This window comes from Rothia sp. SCPM-O-B-18226 (M350), from assembly GCF_058213595.1.
In genome coordinates this window covers 701,027-718,586 of the sequence record NZ_JBYQJS010000001.1, presented here as the reverse complement: position 1 = coordinate 718,586, position 17,560 = coordinate 701,027, and the positions used below count along the sequence as shown (strand labels likewise).

General features: G+C 62.8%; 12 protein-coding genes. 5 read left to right on the top strand and 7 right to left on the bottom strand.

The window, feature by feature from the left end; genetic code table 11:
* Window positions 1-236 precede the first annotated feature (236 nt).
* The 6 genes from mtrB to AC3E6W_RS03025 form a co-directional block, all read right to left on the bottom strand.
* Entirely contained in the window at window positions 237-2,000 is a 1,764-nt protein-coding gene (gene mtrB / locus AC3E6W_RS03050) for an MtrAB system histidine kinase MtrB (protein ID WP_490652288.1), read from the bottom strand.
* Window positions 2,001-2,048: 48 nt separating this feature from the next.
* Window positions 2,049-2,750 (bottom strand): MtrAB system response regulator MtrA, encoded by a 702-nt coding sequence (gene mtrA, locus AC3E6W_RS03045; protein ID WP_080974956.1) that lies wholly within the window; start codon window positions 2,748-2,750, stop codon window positions 2,049-2,051.
* A gap of 55 nt (window positions 2,751-2,805) precedes the next feature.
* Complete coding sequence (locus tag AC3E6W_RS03040; protein ID WP_490652287.1) at window positions 2,806-4,074, bottom strand: uroporphyrinogen decarboxylase/cobalamine-independent methonine synthase family protein; 1,269 nt, start codon at window positions 4,072-4,074, stop codon at window positions 2,806-2,808.
* Window positions 4,075-4,111: 37 nt separating this feature from the next.
* Window positions 4,112-4,513 (bottom strand): chorismate mutase, encoded by a 402-nt coding sequence (locus AC3E6W_RS03035; RefSeq protein ID WP_049343966.1) that lies wholly within the window; start codon window positions 4,511-4,513, stop codon window positions 4,112-4,114.
* An 88-nt stretch (window positions 4,514-4,601) separates the two neighbouring features.
* Window positions 4,602-5,804, bottom strand: a complete 1,203-nt coding sequence (mnmA, locus tag AC3E6W_RS03030) for a tRNA 2-thiouridine(34) synthase MnmA (protein ID WP_490652286.1) — start codon at window positions 5,802-5,804, stop codon at window positions 4,602-4,604.
* 278 nt (window positions 5,805-6,082) lie between these two features.
* The gene (locus AC3E6W_RS03025) at window positions 6,083-7,330 is read right to left on the bottom strand and encodes a cysteine desulfurase family protein (protein ID WP_306539150.1); all 1,248 of its coding nucleotides are present in this window, start codon (window positions 7,328-7,330) and stop codon (window positions 6,083-6,085) included.
* A gap of 146 nt (window positions 7,331-7,476) precedes the next feature.
* Here AC3E6W_RS03025 and AC3E6W_RS03020 point away from each other — a divergent pair, with 146 nt between their 5' ends.
* Together AC3E6W_RS03020 and AC3E6W_RS03015 are read left to right on the top strand one after the other, a co-directional pair.
* Window positions 7,477-7,944: a tRNA (cytidine(34)-2'-O)-methyltransferase gene (locus AC3E6W_RS03020; RefSeq protein ID WP_049333350.1), complete on the top strand. Its 468-nt coding sequence runs from the start codon at window positions 7,477-7,479 to the stop codon at window positions 7,942-7,944.
* 1 nt (window position 7,945) lies between these two features.
* The gene (locus tag AC3E6W_RS03015) at window positions 7,946-8,593 is read left to right on the top strand and encodes a uracil-DNA glycosylase family protein (RefSeq protein WP_490652285.1); all 648 of its coding nucleotides are present in this window, start codon (window positions 7,946-7,948) and stop codon (window positions 8,591-8,593) included.
* 157 nt (window positions 8,594-8,750) lie between these two features.
* Here AC3E6W_RS03015 and AC3E6W_RS03010 read toward each other — a convergent pair whose 3' ends face one another.
* On the bottom strand, window positions 8,751-10,058 hold the full coding sequence (locus AC3E6W_RS03010; RefSeq protein ID WP_490652284.1) for a S1C family serine protease: 1,308 nt from the start codon (window positions 10,056-10,058) through the stop codon (window positions 8,751-8,753).
* 767 nt (window positions 10,059-10,825) lie between these two features.
* On the opposite strand from AC3E6W_RS03010, the gene AC3E6W_RS03005 reads away from it, so the two are divergent.
* The 3 genes from AC3E6W_RS03005 to AC3E6W_RS02995 all read left to right on the top strand — a co-directional run bounded on the left by AC3E6W_RS03005 (window position 10,826) and on the right by AC3E6W_RS02995 (window position 17,422).
* Window positions 10,826-13,207: a non-ribosomal peptide synthetase subunit gene (locus tag AC3E6W_RS03005; RefSeq protein ID WP_490652283.1), complete on the top strand. Its 2,382-nt coding sequence runs from the start codon at window positions 10,826-10,828 to the stop codon at window positions 13,205-13,207.
* 370 nt (window positions 13,208-13,577) lie between these two features.
* The gene (locus AC3E6W_RS03000) at window positions 13,578-15,152 is read left to right on the top strand and encodes a non-ribosomal peptide synthetase subunit (RefSeq protein WP_490652282.1); all 1,575 of its coding nucleotides are present in this window, start codon (window positions 13,578-13,580) and stop codon (window positions 15,150-15,152) included.
* A gap of 188 nt (window positions 15,153-15,340) precedes the next feature.
* Complete coding sequence (locus AC3E6W_RS02995) at window positions 15,341-17,422, top strand: TPM domain-containing protein (RefSeq protein WP_314746282.1); 2,082 nt, start codon at window positions 15,341-15,343, stop codon at window positions 17,420-17,422.
* Window positions 17,423-17,560 lie beyond the last annotated feature (138 nt).

Genomic DNA, 17,560 nt, shown 5'->3' with positions numbered 1-17,560 from the left:
CCTCTAGAACAGTGACGTTATGGCCGTCGCTCCCGTAGAAGTAACAGCGGAGTGAAAATATACGTTCCTCGATTGTACTGGCTAGGTACCTTGTGCACGCAATGTGACGGGGCACATTGCGCGTGCGAATCATCCATGGATTCCCTTTGATCGCCAGAAAAACATCGTGCTTCGTCGGGATGGGAACACTCCCCCGAAAAAGGCAAGCCCTTGACGGTTTGGGTAAGGGTAGGAAGCTACCCTTCCTCACCCTCCGCGATGTCCTTCTTCTGCCGCGGATCGATCGAGGGCAGGGTATCCTGCGCAATCGCGGGACGGTTAGTCGACGCTTCCGGTTCGCCGGTCGCCAGAACCGGGGACTCCCCGAGCGGAGCGCCGTGAACCAGCGGAAGGTTCATCGTAAAGCAGGCGCCGCGGCCCTTCTCGCCCCATGCCTCAAGCGTGCCTCCGTGCAGGCGCACATCCTCAGCCGCAATCGACAGGCCCAAGCCGGTACCGCCCAGGGTGCGCTTACGCGAGGTATCGGCACGCCAGAAACGGTTGAAGACCTGAACAGCTTCGTCCTCGGACAGGCCGATACCGTGGTCGCGCACGGCGATACCCAGGTTCGTGGCGTTCGCATCGACATACACATCAATCGGTCGGGATTCACCGTGCTCAATCGCGTTATACAGCAGGTTGCGCAGCACACGCTCAATACGCACACGGTCCATATCGACCATGATGCTCTCGTGGTTCGTGTGCACATTCAACTTCGTGTTCGTCCGCTCCAGGTGCGGCAGAGCCTCCTGCAGAATATTCGACAGCACCTGAATGAAGTCCTCGGTATCAATCGTCAGCATTGCACTACCGGCGTCGAAGCGCGAAATCTCGAGCAGGTCGGCCAGCATCGACTGGAAGCGGTCCACCTGACCGTGTAGAAGCTCCACGCTTCGCACCTGCATCGGGGTCATGTTCTCACGCGAGTCGTAAAGCAGCTCGGTGCCCAGACGCACCGTGGACAGCGGGGTGCGCAACTCGTGCGACACGTCCGAGACGAAGCGCTGCTGCAGGGTCGACAGGCGCTCCAGCTGAACAATCTTCTCCTGCAGAGAATCGGCCATACGGTTGAAGGAAATACCCAAACGCGCGGCCTGGTCCTCGCCCTTAACCGACACGCGCTGGTCCAAATCACCGGCGGCCAGACGCTCCGCCGTGATGGCGGTCTGCGTAATCGGGCGCACCACGAAGCGGGTCACGAACCACACCACGGACAGCACCACGGTCAGCAGGGCGCAGAAACCGCCGAACAGCACGAAGTTAATGTGCGCAATCGTCTCGGACGAATCGGTCATGTCGTACACGGTGAACAGACCGTAGCTAGGATTCTGCGCGATAGAAACGTGCGTACCCACGATAAGCACGGGGTAGGTGCGTTCGCGGTTATTCTCAAACGTTGTAATAGTGGAGGTCTGCCAATACACGCCGTCCCTATCGCGAACGGTGTTCTTGAAATCCGTGGGGATGCTCGACGAGTTCAGGGACTTATCGCTACTCTGCTCGGGGATAAAACCCTGCTTGCCTTGCCCCTCCAGCGGCACAAGGATCCAGCTACGTTTGCCGGATGCGCCGGCGTCCAAGACCGTCAGGGTACGGCTCACGTTACGACGAATCTCGCTGTCGCTTCGCATCTCGGAGGACTTCAGCACGCTCTGCACGTTACGGAAACCGCTGATCGACTCCTGAAGTGCCTGCGACTTCTGGTTCTCGAACAGGCTCGTTGCGATCTGGCTCGACAGGGACCAGCCCACCGCCAAGAAGCTCAGGAACATGAGCACGCCGGCGGTTGCCAACGCACGGAACTGAAGGGATTCACGCCAGAGCCTGCGCATCCGGTGCGGAATGTTTCGGCGCGACTTGCGATTCTCCCGCGCCCGAGAGGTTCGGGTACGCGAAGAGGCGGAGGCAACCGCCTCCGCCGCCAAAGCGCCGTGCTTACGGCGCGACTTCGCAACAGACAATCAGGTTATCCCTTCGCCACTGTGGTGAGAGTCGTCGTGTGTTCCCGCTTAGTTTGCGGAGGAACCAACCAATTCGGTCGGAATCTTGTATCCGACACCGCGCACTGTCTGGATAAAGCGATCCGCGCCCAGCTCATCGAACTTTGCACGCAAGCGCTGGACGTGCACGTTCACCAGAGAATCGCTCACGTCGGTGTATCCCCAGACCATGTCCAGCAGCTCCTGACGGCTCAGGGCCTGGCCGGGGTGGCGCACCAGGGCCGCCAAAAGATCGAACTCCAGCGGAGTCATCGGGACCTCGGTGTCGTGGTACTTCACCGTGCGGCCGTCCATATCCATGACGATATCGCCAATCGACACGACCAGCTGGCGGCTCTCACGCGGGCGCAGACGGGTGCGGATGCGAGCCAACAGCTCGGCGTGCTTAAACGGCTTGGCAATGTAGTCGTCGGCGCCGGCCTCCAGGCCCTTCACCACGTCTTCGGTATCGCTCTTGGCGGTCAGCATGATGATCGGCACGTTCGAGGAACGGCGAATCTGCTGACACACCTCAATACCGTTCATTCCGGGAAGCATGAGGTCCAGAAGAACCAGGTCGGGAGTGGAGCGCATAAAGGTTTCAAAAGCGCGTGCACCATTCTCGCAAAAAACGGCGTTGAACCCCTCCTGCGCGAGCACAAGACCAATCATCTCCGCCAGGGCGTCATCATCATCAACCACCAGAATGGTGTGTGCGTCGCCTACGCTCACAGTACCTCCCTAAAGAATTGCCGAAATTACTTACACTAAAATGTCATTCCTCTAATCATACCCCGCACTCGCCCAGGGCTCGGGCACACTCTGCCACTCGCGCCAGAGAAGCCGTCGCCTCCGTGAGGCTCAGCGAGGCGTAGCCTCCTGCGGGCAGGCGAGCGTCGTCGGGCATGAGGCCCACGGAACTCAGCTGACGGGCTTCCAACCCCACCTCGCGCCACAGGTTGAAAAGGCGTCGTGCCTGGTGAGGCACCATTTCCTCGGTGACGACCGGCAGCCAGATGCGGGCCCCCGCATCCACAAGCTGGGCGATAGGCTCCCAAGAGCGCGGATCGTTCAAGGGCGGCACGTGCAGCGTTCCCGCCCCGCGCGGACGGGAGCGGTCGGGGTGCAGCATCAGGGCGCAGGGCAGGGCGGGGTTGGCTGCGGTCTGCATGGTTTTGAACATCTCGAGCGCGTCCAGGCTCGGGGCGGGTTTGACGCTCACCTTCGGCGCGCGCAACGGCTTCACCCCGGTACCGTCGATATTCAGGATGACCTGCAGGTTCAGGTCGGCGCACCGCTCCGTCAGTCGCCGATACGCCTCGCGATAGACATGGGGTTCAATTGCCGGCAGGGTGCGGAAGCCGCTCACGGTGGGGATAGAGCCCTCCAGCAGGCGTTGAAATTCTGGTTCGTCAAATTGCACGGCCAGCGGCGCGGTCGGGGCTTGCAGGGCTTCCCGCAGGAGAATAAACCAGCGTTCCATGCCCTCGAGGAAAGAATCCAGCAGATCGCGGCTTGCACCGGCATCGCTCATCGCCCGTTCGCCACCGGGCAGGTACACCTGCGCGGCAAGGCTCAGCGGGCCGGTGAGCTGGATCTTGTAGGCGGGGCGGGTCGTCCCCTCTCCCCCGGTCTGCGTTGAGGTGCGGGGGCCCGAAGCGCGTGAGCCCACTCGGTCAGCCAGAAGATTGATATCCGAGAGCAGCCGGTCCTCGGCCAGGGCCGATTCGCGTGCGCCGCGTCCGGTGCTGTGCACCATGCGCCAGCCGAAGGATGCACCATCAAAGGCGATTCCCTCGCAGATTGCCAGGGTGCGCGCGGTCGCGGTGCCCTTCCAGCCGGCGGCCGGCAGCTGCGGCAGATAGGGCAGATGTGGCGCTCCCAGTTCTCCCTCGATGCGGGCCATCGCCTCCGCCAGGGAGGTTCCGGGGAAGGTCCCGGTGCCGCTGGCGCGCACCAGAGGACGCTCGGCGGCGAGGGCCGCGAGCTCCCGCTCGTCCAGCTCGTCGCCCTCGGGGGCACGGTACTCGCCGGGCATCAGCAGATGTTGAGGCATCGGTTCCGGCGCGGGGCCTCGCCCGCCCCGGCGAGGGCTACTCTGCATGATCGGCCGAGGCGGGGTTCTCGCCCTGCTCGGAGTCCTGCTGCTCAGCCGCGATACGAATGTGGTGACGAATCACCTCAGAAATGATGAAGTTCAGGAACTTCTCGGCGAACTCGGGGTCCAGGCTGGACTCCTTCGCCATAGCGCGCAGACGGGCAATCTGAGCTTCCTCGCGGCTGGGGTCGCCCGCCGGCAGATTGTGCTTAGCCTTGAGCAGACCCACGCGCTTCGTGGCCTGAAAGCGCTCCGCCAAAATGTGCACGAGAGCCGCATCGAAGTTGTCGATGGAGCGGCGCATCGCGAAAAGCTCCTCGTAGACCTCGGGCGCAACCTCATCGCCCATGGAGGTGGCGTGAGGGTCAAATTCGCAGGACGTGTGTTCGGCGGTCATCGGTTTCTCCTCAGATTGGTTGTGGTCTTCTGTGCGTTGCTGCTGCAGTGTGGTTGGGGCAAACCGCGAGAGTATTTACTGCTGTGCCTTATGCGCCCAGGGCTTCCTGAATATCCTCGCGGTTCAGGGAGTATGCGCGGGCAATCGTGGACTGGCCCAGCACGCGGGTGCCCTGGTAGAGCACCATGGTCTGGCCGGGAGCGACGCCCGAGATCGGGTCCAGCAGGCGCACCACGGTCTCCAGGCGCAGCGCGTTCTCTTCTTCAGCTTCGGGGTCAGGGGCCCAGGTCAGGTACGCCTTGGCGCGCACCGGGTCGGCGTGGGCGCGCACCTGCGCGGTCACCTCAAACTCTTCGCTGCGAGCGCCTGGCTGCTCCGGTTCCTGCAGGAAGCGGGCTGCCTGATCCACCGGGACTCCCGCCCAGGTGGCGCGGATGCCGCGAATCTCGTCCACGGCCAGAAGCTCGCGGGATCCGACAATCACCTCGTTCTCTTTGGGGCGCACCTCCAGCACGAAGCGAGGCTTGCCGTCGGGGGCGGGGCGGCCCAGCGCCAGGCCCTTACGCTGACCGACGGTGTAGGCCTGAGCGCCGGGGTGCTCGCCAAGCACCTGGCCGCTCGTGTCCTTGATGAGGCCCGGGCGCATCTGGATGTGCTCGCCGAGCCACGCGCGGGTGTCGCCTTCGGGGATGAAGCAGATGTCGTAGGAGTCAGGCTTCTTCGCCACGGAGAAGCCGCGCTCGGCGGCCTCGGCACGCACCTGGGCCTTCGAGGGGGTATCGGCCAGGGGGAACCAGGCGTGCTTGAGCTGCTCGTGGGTGAGCACGCCGAGCACGTAGGACTGGTCCTTGGCCCAGTCGGCGGCGCGATGCAGCTCACGGTTACCGTCCTCGTTCGTGATGACGCGGGCGTAATGGCCGGTCACCACGGCGTCGAAGCCGAGGGCGACGGCGCGTTCGAGCAGGGCCGCGAACTTGATCTTCTCGTTGCAGCGCATGCAGGGGTTGGGGGTTCGCCCGGCCTCATATTCGGCGATGAAGTCGTCCACGACGTCTTCCTTGAAGCGTTCCGAGAAGTCCCAGACGAAGAAGGGAATACCCAGCTGGGAGCAGACGCGGCGGGCGTCCATGGAGTCTTCGAGGGTGCAGCATCCGCGGGAGCCGGTGCGCAGGGTTCCGGGCATGCGCGAGAGGGCCAGGTGCACGCCCACGACCTCGTGACCCGCATCGACGGCGCGGGCTGCGGCCACGGCGGAGTCAACGCCGCCGCTCATAGCTGCCAGAATCTTCACTACGCTATTCCTCGTTTCCGTGGCCGAACCTTGCCGCGCGTTGCGCGGCGGGGTGTTCGGCCGGTCCTGTGTTGGTGTCGTCCATACACCGATGCTCTATCGGCTGCCTCGGATGCGCGGGCGCGCAGAAGCACGGGCCCGAGGCTGTAGCTACCTATTGTACGCAGGGCGACGCCCCGGTACCGGGCAGTGCACCCTCAGCGAACCTCCGGTCCAGGGGTGAGGTTCGGGGCTTCGGGGTGTTTTAGGCGGTTCCGGGGCGTTCTATGCGGGGATGCTTAGTGCCAGCGGGATGCGTCCGGCAGCTGAGACGACAGCCCAGCCTTGGCGGCCTGGGTGTAGGCGGCGGGCAGGGCCGCGATGAGGCGCGCAATATCCGCGCCGGTGCTCGAGTGGCCGAGGGTGAAGCGCTGGGCGCTGCGGGCGGTGTCCTCGTCCATACCCATGGCGATGAGCACGTGGGAGGGGCGGGTTACCCCGGCGTTGCAGGCCGAGCCGGTGGAGCTGCTGATGCCCTGCATGTCCAGCAGGAAGAGCAGGGTGTCACCCTCTGCGTTCTCGAAGGTGAAGTGCGCGTTGCCGGGCAGGCGCTTCTGGCCGGGGTACTCCTCGGTGAGCGGGTCCTCGCCGCTCAGGTGCGCCTGCGGAATGAGCGCGCTCACGGCGGCCACGAGTTCGTTGCGTAGCGCGGCGATGCGGGCCGATTCCTGGGGCAGGTGCTCAACCGCGTGCACGGCGGCTTCGGCAAAGCCCGCGATGGCGGGTGCGTCGATAGTGCCGGAACGCACGGAGCGTTCCTGACCGCCGCCGTGGAGCACGGGGGTCATCTGCACGGCGCGGGTGGCGACCAGCGCACCGATGCCCATGGGGCCGCCAATCTTATGGCCGGAAATGGCGAGGGTGGTCGTGCCGCTGGCATGGAAGTCAATCGGCACAGCGCCAAAGGCCTGCACGGCGTCCGAGTGCATGGGAATCCCGTACTCGGCGGCGATAGCGGCAATCTCGGGGATGGGCTGCACGGTGCCCACCTCGTTATTGGCCCACATGACGGTCACGAGCGCGACGTCCTCGGGGTTCTTCTCGATGAGCTCGCGGACCGTCTGCGGGTTCACGCGGCCGCGTTCGTCCACGGGAATCCATTCAATCCGTGCGCCCTCGGCCTTTTCAAGCCACTCGCAGGTGTCTTCCACGGCGTGGTGTTCGATGGAGGAGACGAGAATTCGGGTACGCCGAGCGTCTTCCTCGCGGCGCTTCCAGTAGATGCCCTTGACGGCGAGGTTGTCCGCCTCGGTGCCGCCCGAGGTGAAAATAACCTCGGCGGGGTCGGCGCCAATGGCGCGGGCTATGCGTTCGCGGGCGTACTCGACGGTGGCTCGGGCGTCTCGGCCCAGGGCGTGCAGTGAGGAGGGGTTGCCGCCCGCGCGCATCTGTTCGACCATCGCGTCGATGGCGGAGGGAAGCACCTCGGTGGTTGCGGCGTGGTCAAGGTAGACGCGGCCGTTCTGGCGGTTGGTTTCTGCGCTCATGTGTTCCTCCTGCTGGATGCGTGGCTGTTCGCCTCGCTTATTTTATCGCGCTGCCTCTGGCCTCTTCTAGCAGCATTTGCCTGTGGGTAAGTCGGTGAGCGCTACTCAGCCGGGCTGTTCAAAGGCTACGCGGTACACTTAGGAACGTGTTCAAGATTCTTTTCTATACCCCCGAGATTCCGGGTAATACCGGTAACGCCATCCGACTGGCCGCGATTACCGGTGCCGAATTGCATCTGGTGGAGCCGCTGGGTTTCAACTTCGATAACGCCCACCTGCGCCGCGCGGGCCTGGATTACCACGACCTGGCCGTGGTGACCGTCCACAAGACCCTCGAGGACGCCTGGCGAGCCCTCGAGCCGGAGCGCGTCTTCGCGTTCACGACCACGGCCTCGACCTCCTACGCGGATATCGAGTACCGTCCCGGAGACGTCCTCATGTTCGGCCCCGAGTCGGTGGGTCTGCCCGCCGAGGTACAGCGGGACGAGCACATTACCGAACGGGTTAAGATTCCCATGAAGCCTGGCCGTCGTTCCCTCAATCTGGCTAACTCCGCATCGATTGCCGTGTTTGAGGCCTGGCGCCAGAACGGATTTGAAGGAGGCGCCATCTAGCATGGCTACCGCACACCACGATTTGCCCGAGCACATGGTTCAGCAGATTCTGAGTTCTACCCCTCCCCTGGCCGAGCAGATTCGCCGGGATCCTGAGAATAAGGAGTACACCGAGCAGGGCTGGGAGCCGGTCTATTCGGCGTCACCTAGGGCACACATCGTGGTGATTGGTCAGGCACCGGGGCGCGCCGCGCAGGAAAGCCGCATCCCGTGGAACGACCCGAGCGGTGAGAAGCTGCGCGAGTGGATGGGCGTGACAGACGAGCAGTTCTACAACCCCGAGCTCATTTCGCTGCTGCCGATGGATTTCTACTACCCCGGTAAGGGCGCGCACGGCGATAACCCACCGCGTAAGGATTTCGCGCCGAAGTGGCATCCGCAGCTGCTGGGTCTCATGCCGGACGTTCAGCTGATTCTGCTGGTGGGCGCGTACTCCCAGAAGTACTATCTGAACGGTAAGCGCGGTCCGAAGGCCGAACGTAACCTGACCGAGACGGTACGCGCGTGGGAGTCCTACCTTCCAAAGTTCCTGCCGCTCGTGCATCCTTCGCCCCTAAACTTTAGGTGGCAGGCGAAGAACCCCTGGTTCGAGCAGGAGGTCATCCCTGCCCTGCAGAAGCGCGTGGCAGAGATTCTCAAGAACGCCTAGCCTTCCCGCAAGGCCGTTCCCGTAGCGCTAATACGACGAAGCTCCCGGCCCTCACATCGAGGGTCGGGAGCTTCGTCTCTATTTGCTCTTCTACCCGCCCGTATTTGTCGGCTCGCATCCCCGTCGCAGAGGCGAGCGCCAAAGAGGCGGGTTAGCGCTACGAGCTGGCGCTGCCCAGGGTCACGGTGATGTCCTTGGTCGTCCCGCCGCGCTTAACCTTGAGCGTCATGTTCGAGCCGGCCGCCGCCGCACGCACCGTGCCGTTGAGCTCGTCGCTCTTCGTGATGGGGTGGCCGTCCGCCTCCACTACGATGTCGCCGGCACGCAAATCTGCCTTGGCTGCGGGGCTGCCGGAGGTCACAGAGCTAATCTCCACACCGCCGGAAATCAGCTTCGAGGAGCCGCTACCGGTGTCGGCGGGGCTGTTCTTAACGTTCGCACCCAGGTAACCGTGGGTGGCCTTGCCGTTAGCGATGATTTCGGAGGAGATACGCTTGGCGTAGTTCGAAGTAATCGAGAAGGCCATACCGTCGGCGGTACCGCCGTCCTGGCTGGCCTGGCCCTGCGCGTTAATGCCGACCAGTTCTCCCTTGAGGTTGACGAGCGGGCCGCCGGAGTTACCGTGGTTGATGGGGGCGTCAGTCTGAACCATGGGGATGTAGTTCTGGCCCTTCTCATCGGCAGGCTGCACGCGGTTCGCGTTCGACACCACGCCGGAGGTGACCGTGTCGGTACGGCTGTAGGGCGCGCCGAGGGCCACCACGACCTCGCCCGAGACCAGCTTCGAAGAATCTCCCCAGGTGATGGGCTGCAGGTCAAGTCCGGAAGAGTTAATCTTCAGGACAGCCAGATCGGAGGCTTCATCGCGCCCCACAATCTTGGCGGTGCGCACCGTACCGTCGTTCAGACGCACCTCGACGATGGAGGCTTCCCTGTTAGAGAAAACCACCACGTGGTTATTCGTCAGGATGTGTCCTTCCTTGTCCAGAACGACGCCGCTGCCGCCGCCGGCAGTGCTCGACCCGTCAGATGCCACGATGCTAACGGTCGAGGGAAGAACCTTCTTCGCGGTCTCGGCGACGCCGGTGACAGTCGACGAGTTGCTGATATTGGAGCTCACCGACCCACGAGAGGAGCTCGAAGAGGAGGAACCGGCCGAGGCGGTGAAGGACCCGACGCCGGCGCCCACGCCGCCACCCACGAGGGCTGCGAGCACGGCCGCGGTGAGAACAACTCCGCCGCCGTAACGCTTGCTCTTCTCCGGGGCGGGGGAAGCTACCGTAGCGGTCGCACGATACCCGTAGCCGTTCTGAGGGTACGCCTGCGAGTAGCCGTTTTGGGAGGCCTGGTACCCGACCTGCTGATAACCCTGGTAATTGGGCTGCCCGTTTACGCTCTGCAGGGGCCGTGTCGCGTCGGAGAGGCCGTCGTTGCCGCCCTGAGACCATCCGGTGTTCTGAGTCATGGGTTTGTTCTCCTTGAAGTCTACCCGTGCGTCGTTCGGGCGCACTATCTCTATCTACTGTAGAGGGTCTTTTGTGCCGTTCGATGCTTTTTCACTGTCGCTCAGCGTAGAGTTCCCTGGGAATTTTCTGAGTGTCGGCTTTTCCCCGCGCTACCCGCGAAGTGCCCGCAAATGAGAATCTAGCGAACGGCAATCTACACAGCGGTGCCCGCCTCTACGCACAGCTGAAGCACAGAGAAGACCCGTAGCGTGGAGGGCAGATGATAAACGAAGGAGGAACTCCAGTGATTGCAACCATAATCTTTTGCGCCATATTGGTTTGCTCAATCGGCATCGGTGCCGGTGTGGTGGCCTGCTGCTCAGGCATGGTGTACCGCCGCCAGCAGGAGGAACAACTCCACGAGCGACACCAGAGCGCGGCCATCTCTAGATAGCGTTGGCCAAGACGACGGATAGGACTTTACCGTCGAACGAGTTTTCCGGTACGGGAGTTGAGAGACCCGTAACGGATGGGGGTGTATCCCCGAAAGTGTCCTTCGGCTCGGGTGAGGCCGAGCCGGGACATATGTGTTAAGTGATGAGTGATGAGGATGCGGTCCCCACCCCGAATACGGGTGGGGGCCGCTTCTTTGTTTGGGCTCGTACCTGCGTTAGCTCCGCGTCCCGGGCTCACCCGCTCCGCAGGATGGCTCGGGTATCGACTCTTAGTATGCGGCGGATTCACACGCTCCCGAGCACGGCGGGGCATGCTGGGCTATCGTAAAGACATGAGTACTTCCTGCGCCGCGTTCGCTCTTCTCGCCACGCTACCTTCGCTATCGGTGGCGGGCCCTGCACCCCTGTACACCCTCCTCGGGGGCGTACTCGCTATCACCCTTGTCGTTCTGCTGGTTAGCCTCCGTGCCCAGAAACGGCAGGGCAAAAACGGCGCGCAGCAGAATCAGCGGGTGTCGCCTCCGTACAGCCCGTACCCGACGAGCACACCGCAGGCGCCTCCCCATGCTTCGGGACAACCCCAGCACGGGTACCCTCCGCAGGTTCAGCCTCCGCAGGCGCAGAACCAGCAGGGTCAGCCCGTCCGGGGTGCCGTCAGCTATCCGCAGCAGTACCTGCCGAATCCGCAGCCCTCGGGTGACCCGCAGGGTACCGCCCCGGCTAACGATGCACAGCAGAACCGTGTTGAGAGCACCGCAGCGAAGCAGGGGGTGCCCTCCCCGCTCGCTCCCCTGCAGGTGGAAAACCCCGCTGGCGCTCGAGAGGCCGGTGTGCGCGAAGAATCCCGGCCGGAGGCCGCCGTTCGGCAGGAGGCCACTCCCCCAATCGGGACGGCTCAGCAGGAAGAAACTACGCAGAAGGACGAGGCTGACCAGCCCAAGCCTGCGCCTTCCGACCCTTTCTCTTTGAGCACCAACTTCAAGCTCATCCCCCCTCTAGAGAACGCGCAGCGCAGCCGCTACCCCATGGTGCTTTCTGTCAGTAAATCTGAGGATGAGGTCTTTGCGTTGCCGTCGATTAGCGGTGTGCCGCAGCACCTGCTGGTGGGCACGCAGGAGAATCATGTTCCGCTGAACCAGCGTCAGCGCTGGGAGCAGGTCGATATTCTTGAGAACTATCTCATGCGTGCGGTCATGAACCTGCAGACGCTCGAGCGTGCGCAGGTGTCTCCGCTGCACAGTTTCAAGGAGACTGCCCAGGCTGACCGCGCGGTACTTGCCGCTGAGCTGGAAGAGACCATCCGGAAGTCTCGGCTGAAGCTGGGCGGGGCTTTGGAGTTCTATACGTCCCTGCCCCGTCTGGCGGAGGCCCCGGGCTCTTTCGCTTTTGCCCGCGACCACGCGCTCTCCCTGAGCGCCACCGTCATTGAAATGACGGAGCGGTGCTTTGAGCGTACCTTCCGTTGGCGCCTGCTGGAGGATACCCTCCCGGATTCTTTGAACGACCGCCTGTACGCGGTGCGTTATCTGCGTGAGAGCGCCCAGAAGCTGGCGGCTTTTGTGGAGCTGAGCGAATATGACCGCGCTATGCAGCTTGCCGAGACCTGGAAAAAGACGGCCCGCAAGGATTCGAAGATCGATGAGGGCAAGGTCTGGAATGAGATGACCGAAGTCGCCTTTGACGTTCTGCCCGAGTTGCGAGAGCGGGCGTTGAAGGGCGTGCAGTCTACGTTGGAGTTTAGCGAACTTTTCTACCGCACTGGCGAGGACGGTGTGCACCGTATGCTCCGCCCAGAGCAGCTGAGCGAGTTTGAGCTCAAGGGCGTGCAGTCCACGCTGGAAGAGCGCCTGGAGAAGGTGCGTCTTGAGCTTCAGAATGCGGAGTTCTGCGCCGCGGTCTTGAGCCTGCAGACGAACGCTGTCATTGAGCTTCTGGAGGAGCTTCTGCAGGTTGAGCAGGACGGCGTTCTGACCGAGGTTGTGACCGATTTGCGGGCGCTTGCTCATGACTCGCCCGACCTTGCCGAGCGGCCTATCCAGACGTTGATGTTCAGCCGCGAACAGTACGCCCCGGATGGGGAGGATCTTCCGACCATTGGCGAGCGCATCCGTTGCCTTTCGAGTGTTCCCGAGGTTCTGGCGTTCGTTCACTACGAGGGACCGGTGCTTCTGGTGGGCGTCTCGGATCCGTATAAGGCGTTTTCCGGGGAAGGTTCCTTCGAGGGTCTGCTTTCGGAGGAGATGAAGTCATCTTCCATGCCGCTGTCGGTGTTGCGCACCCATTCGCGGCTTCTGCAGCAGGTGCTTCGCCTGCAGAATCTGCGTTTGAAGCTGGCATGGGTGAGTAGCTGTAGCGGCTACATGCCTTTGAGCCCGGTTGAACGGTATTACGTTGGTCCCTCTGCCGCGGATGAGGATCTGAAGGAGCTGACCGAAAATATTGAGGCGCTCGCTGAGCTTCTGGACGCCCGTTCTAACTCCAGGGAGTATAGGGGTCGTGACGTGCCGACTACGCCCTTTTTGTGGTCGCAGATGCGGAAGCAGGCAGATTGCAGTTCTAGGTTGCTGAATACCGTGCAGTTCTTAGGCTGGATGTTCGCCTCGTCTTCGCGGGTTAAGGTAGTGAACGGCATAGCACAGAGCATCCACGATGTTGATGCCGCTGAGGTAGTGGAGCACCTGATGCGCAATCTAAAGATTGCGCGTCGGCGCTAACTAGCTGAATAGCCGGTGGGCCGGGGTCTGGCGGAAGGCTAGACGCCGGCCCACCTGTATGCCGGCTTTCCTGTATAACCCTGGGAAGACGGTAAGCGGGTGGCAAACAACCGCACAATATTGTGGTCTTATTCGCTGAAGGCTTCGTATCATCAGGCATTGGCCGCGGGGCAGGCTGCCGGGCTGTTAGCTGGGTCGGTTGCTGGGCCGCGGTTACACTAATAGTGTGACCGGTGTTGAGGGTACGCAACGACCGCTACCTGCACGAACGAGCACATAAATACGTCACGATAACGGAGGAAATAGCATGACCAACCACGCCCCCGCGCGTTACTCTCGCAGCGTCTGCTAGTGGGAGCCGTTAGCAATCATGCCCCTTGACCAGTATTCGTGGCAGCAACAGGTCAAAACCCTCGAAAGCTACCTCACACGCGCTGTGCTGAACCTGCAGACGCTTGAGCGTGCGCAGGTTTCTCCCCTGCACTCCCTAAAGCAGACGCCGAACGCATCGAAGGAACTTCTCTCAGCTGAGCTGGAGCAGTCCATTGAGCAGAACCGCATGCGGCTTAGCGAAGCCCTGAAGTACTACGCTTCCCTCGCTAACCTCGAAGGAAAGCCGGATTCCTTCGCCCACGCCCGAGACCGTTCCCTCGCATTGGCGTCCTCAGTGGTGACGGAGACGGAGCGGTGCTTCGAGCGCACCTTCCGTTGGCGTCTGCTGGAGGATACCCCGCCCGCCGATGTGAACAACCGTCTCCACGCGGTGCGTTACCTGCGCGAGGGCGCGCAGAAGCTGGCAGCCTTCGCGGAGCGGAAAAATTACGATCTCGCGGTGGATCTCTCCCAGACCGTACTGGCTAACCGAGCTCAGCAGTATAAGGCGTCGAATGGCGGTGGGCTGGGTGAAAAGGATGAGAGCAGAAAGCTCTGGGATGCCACGATTCAATACGCTACGAATCTTCTTCCTGCTCTGCGCGAGCAGGCCCTGCTGCTAGTTCAGTCCGTATTGAAGTTCACCGATCCGTTCTACCGCACCGGTCGGGACGGCATCACCAAATTTTTGCGCGTCGAAGATCTGAACGAGTTTGAGCTGACGGGTATGCAAGCCACTCTCGAGGAGAGTCTCGATGCGGCACGCCAACAGTTGCAGGACGCCGAGTTCCTCGCGGCCGTGCTAGACATTCATGTGCGCGAGACCATCGAGGCGATGAACCTTATCCTCGCGCTTGAGGGTGAGGGAATCATCGAGGAGATGACCGCCGACCTTCGCCTGCTGGCTCAGCACGACCCAAAGACCGCGGAACAGCCAATCATGATTCCCAACCATGTAGAGGATTGGGATCATCCCGGTCCCTATTCCCTTATCACAATCGGGAAGCGCATCCAATCGCTAACGGGGTTCCCCGATATCATCCGTTTCCTGCACTACGAGGGGGAGCTCTTGCTCGCGAATCCCGGCTCCGCGTCCCCGGCTCGTCCCGAGCAGATTCCCCTCCCCCTGCTGCGGGCTCACGTACGTCTACTCCGCCAGACGGTACGTCTACATACCGTGCAGAGGCAACTGACCTGGCTCGTCACGTGCGACGGGTACCTTCCTCTTTCTCTCATCGAACGCACCGCTTGTGGCCCGTGCGCAGACGATACCGGGAGCGTTGGGGTGCTTCACACCGTTGAGGCGTTGGAAGACCTCATCGAGGCTCGCGAATCTTCCCGCCCCGTTGCGGCGGGTGCTTTCCCCTCGCTCCGCGACGCGTGGGAGCAGGCTCAGGAACTCATCCGTGATGGTGAGAGAAGGCTGAGCACCGCCAAGATGCGGGGCTGCGCGCTCGTATCAACGGTGAGCGTCTCCGACGGAAAGACGAGTACCGTGTACGGCTCGGATGCTCGGGGCGTCCCGCATTACCTTCTTATGAATCGCAAGCAGGCAAGGGATTCTCACCGCTAACAGTCAAAGTAAACGATCAGTAAACAGAGTTCCAATATTCGGGTCATATTCGCTGAAGGCTTCGTATCATCGGGCCTTGACCGCGGGGCCGCGGTTACACTAATAGTGTGACCGGTGTTGAGGGTACGCAACGACCGCTACCTGCACGAACGAGCACATAAATACGTCACGATAACGGAGGAAATAGTATGACCAACCACGCCCCCGCGCGTTACTCTCGCAGTCAGCGCCCGCGCCTACGCACCGTAGTGGGTGCCACAGCGCTGGCAGCAGGTCTGTCCTTCGCCCCTGTCGTGGCCCCGGCCGGTTCGGCGTTCTTTACCGCCGCCGGCCCCTCGGCCGCACAGGCCGCTGACCCCATGCAGATTACCGGTACCCGCATCTACGACACCACGAATTCCCTGGGCAATACCTCCACGCTGAGTTCCAAGATTTCGGCTCTGTCGAAGAAGCACAACGTGGACCTGCACGTGGTGACCATCGATAAGTTTGAGAACCCCTCGGGTTCCCAGGCGTGGACCAAGGCCCTGGCCGCGAAGAACAACTGGGGCTCGGCCGATGTGGTGCTGGTGATTGCTACCGAAAGCCGCCAGGCGTATTTCTTGGCCGGTAGCACGAAGACCCTGTCGAGCGATCAGCAGACGAAGGTGTACCAGAACTACATCAAGCCGAAGCTGCAGAACAGCGATTACTCCGGCGCGGCGTTGGCCGCGGTCGAGGGTATCGAGGCTCAGAAGGGCGGCAGCTCTTCGAGCGTGGTGACCGGTGTGCTGGGAGTCGGTGCGGTGGCTGCCGTTGGTGGTGGCGTGTACGCGGCTCGTCGCCGTAAGCGTCGCAAAAACGCCCCGCAGCAGAACACCTATAACGCTCCCCGCCCGGTTCCGCGTCCGCAGGTCCCGGAGATTCCCCTGGAAGAGCTACGCACCCGCGCCGGTAGCGCCCTGTTGCAGGCCGACACCACGATGAGTCGCGCCAAGCAGGAGCTGGAGTTTGCGCGCGCCCAGTACGGCGATCAGCAGGTCGCCCGCTTCGAGAAGGAAATCGCCCGCGCCGAAGAACTGATGCGCCGTTCCTTCCAGCGCCAGCAGCTGCTGACCGACAGTATTCCCGATACTGAGGCGGAGCAGCGCGCCTGGTTGAGCGAGATTATCGATAACTCCCAGGCCGTGGCCCGCATCTCGCAGGAGCAGGACGCTCAGCTGGCCCAGATGCGCGACCTTGAGCAGCAGGCCCCCCAGGCCATCGCTGCGCTGAACGAGCACCTCCCGCAGGTGCGTAGCACGGTGGCGGAGTGCTCCGCCCGATACGCCCAGATGAAGGAACGCTACCTGCCCTCGGCTCTGGAGCCCATCTCGAAGACCGCTGCTCTGCTGGAATCGAACCTGGCTCTGTGCACCGATGAGCTTCAGAAAGCACAGCAGCTGGTGGATACCAACCGAGCCGAGGCCGTTGCACACCTGCGCTCTGCCGAGGAAGCCTCGGCACAAATTCTCGCGCTGTCCAATGCGGTGACGAACCGCAACAACGAGCTCAACGCGGCTCAGGAGGCTTTGAGTACCGACCTGCTGAGTATTCAGCGCGACGTGGCCGAGGCCAAGAGCCTGGCCATGTCCCAGGGCCGTTCCGACCTGGCCGCCGTGGCTGCCGGTATGGAAGCGGTCCTCGGACAGGTGACGCAGAGCTCCACCGCCCGCCCGAACGACCCGCTGGCCCTGGCCAATCAGCTGCGTCAGCTCTCGAGCGAGCTGGACAAGTCGATGACGGAAATGCGCGCCACCCGCGATCGTTCCCGCGCGGCAAGCCAGACCCTCGATCGCACCCTCCGCTCCGCGCACGCCGCGGTGACCGGTGCCCGCGGGTACATCGATAATCGTCGCGGCGCCGTGGGCCCCACGACCCTGACCGCGATCTCCGAAGCCGAACGTCACCTCATGAACGCCAACCGGATGCGTAACTCCAACCCGTTGGAGGCTCTGAACGAGGCCAACATGGCCCTTCAGCAGGCCAACGACGCGCAGAACCGCGCCGCCCGCGAGATGGGCCAGTTCTCCGAACGGTCCAGCGGTGGCGGCGGTAATAGCTGGGGTAGCGACCTCGCGAAGGGCCTGTTGCTGGGTGCCATCCTGAACACCCTGGGCTCCGGCTCGACCCACAGCTGGGGCAGCAGCTCCGGCGGCTCCTCCTCCGGCGGAGGCTGGAGCGGCGGCGGCTTCAGTGGCGGCGGAGGCGGCGACTGGGGTAGCGGCGGTGGCGACGGCGGTAGCTTCTAGTTCACCCAATTCACCCAAAGTTCAGATTGAGGTCATCGGGTGTGCATGGTTTTCACAGCCCGCGCCCAGAAACCTCTCACATAATAAGTTGTACGGGCACGGCTCACGAGGAGCGTGGCGCTCCCCCGCAGCCCGTTG

What these genes read in the sequence shown, in the direction of transcription:
- AC3E6W_RS03040 (WP_490652287.1), bottom strand. Translation starts at nt 4,074, where the DNA reads ATGCCTCAACATCTGCTGATGCCCGGCGAGTACCGTGCCCCCGAGGGC.
- AC3E6W_RS03015 (WP_490652285.1), top strand. Translation starts at nt 7,946, where the DNA reads ATGGCTACCGCACACCACGATTTGCCCGAGCACATGGTTCAGCAGATT.
- AC3E6W_RS03000 (WP_490652282.1), top strand. Translation starts at nt 13,578, where the DNA reads ATGCCCCTTGACCAGTATTCGTGGCAGCAACAGGTCAAAACCCTCGAA.
- AC3E6W_RS03025 (WP_306539150.1), bottom strand. Translation starts at nt 7,330, where the DNA reads ATGAGCGCAGAAACCAACCGCCAGAACGGCCGCGTCTACCTTGACCAC.
- AC3E6W_RS03005 (WP_490652283.1), top strand. Translation starts at nt 10,826, where the DNA reads ATGAGTACTTCCTGCGCCGCGTTCGCTCTTCTCGCCACGCTACCTTCG.
- AC3E6W_RS03010 (WP_490652284.1), bottom strand. Translation starts at nt 10,058, where the DNA reads ATGACTCAGAACACCGGATGGTCTCAGGGCGGCAACGACGGCCTCTCC.
- AC3E6W_RS02995 (WP_314746282.1), top strand. Translation starts at nt 15,341, where the DNA reads ATGACCAACCACGCCCCCGCGCGTTACTCTCGCAGTCAGCGCCCGCGC.
- AC3E6W_RS03035 (WP_049343966.1), bottom strand. Translation starts at nt 4,513, where the DNA reads ATGACCGCCGAACACACGTCCTGCGAATTTGACCCTCACGCCACCTCC.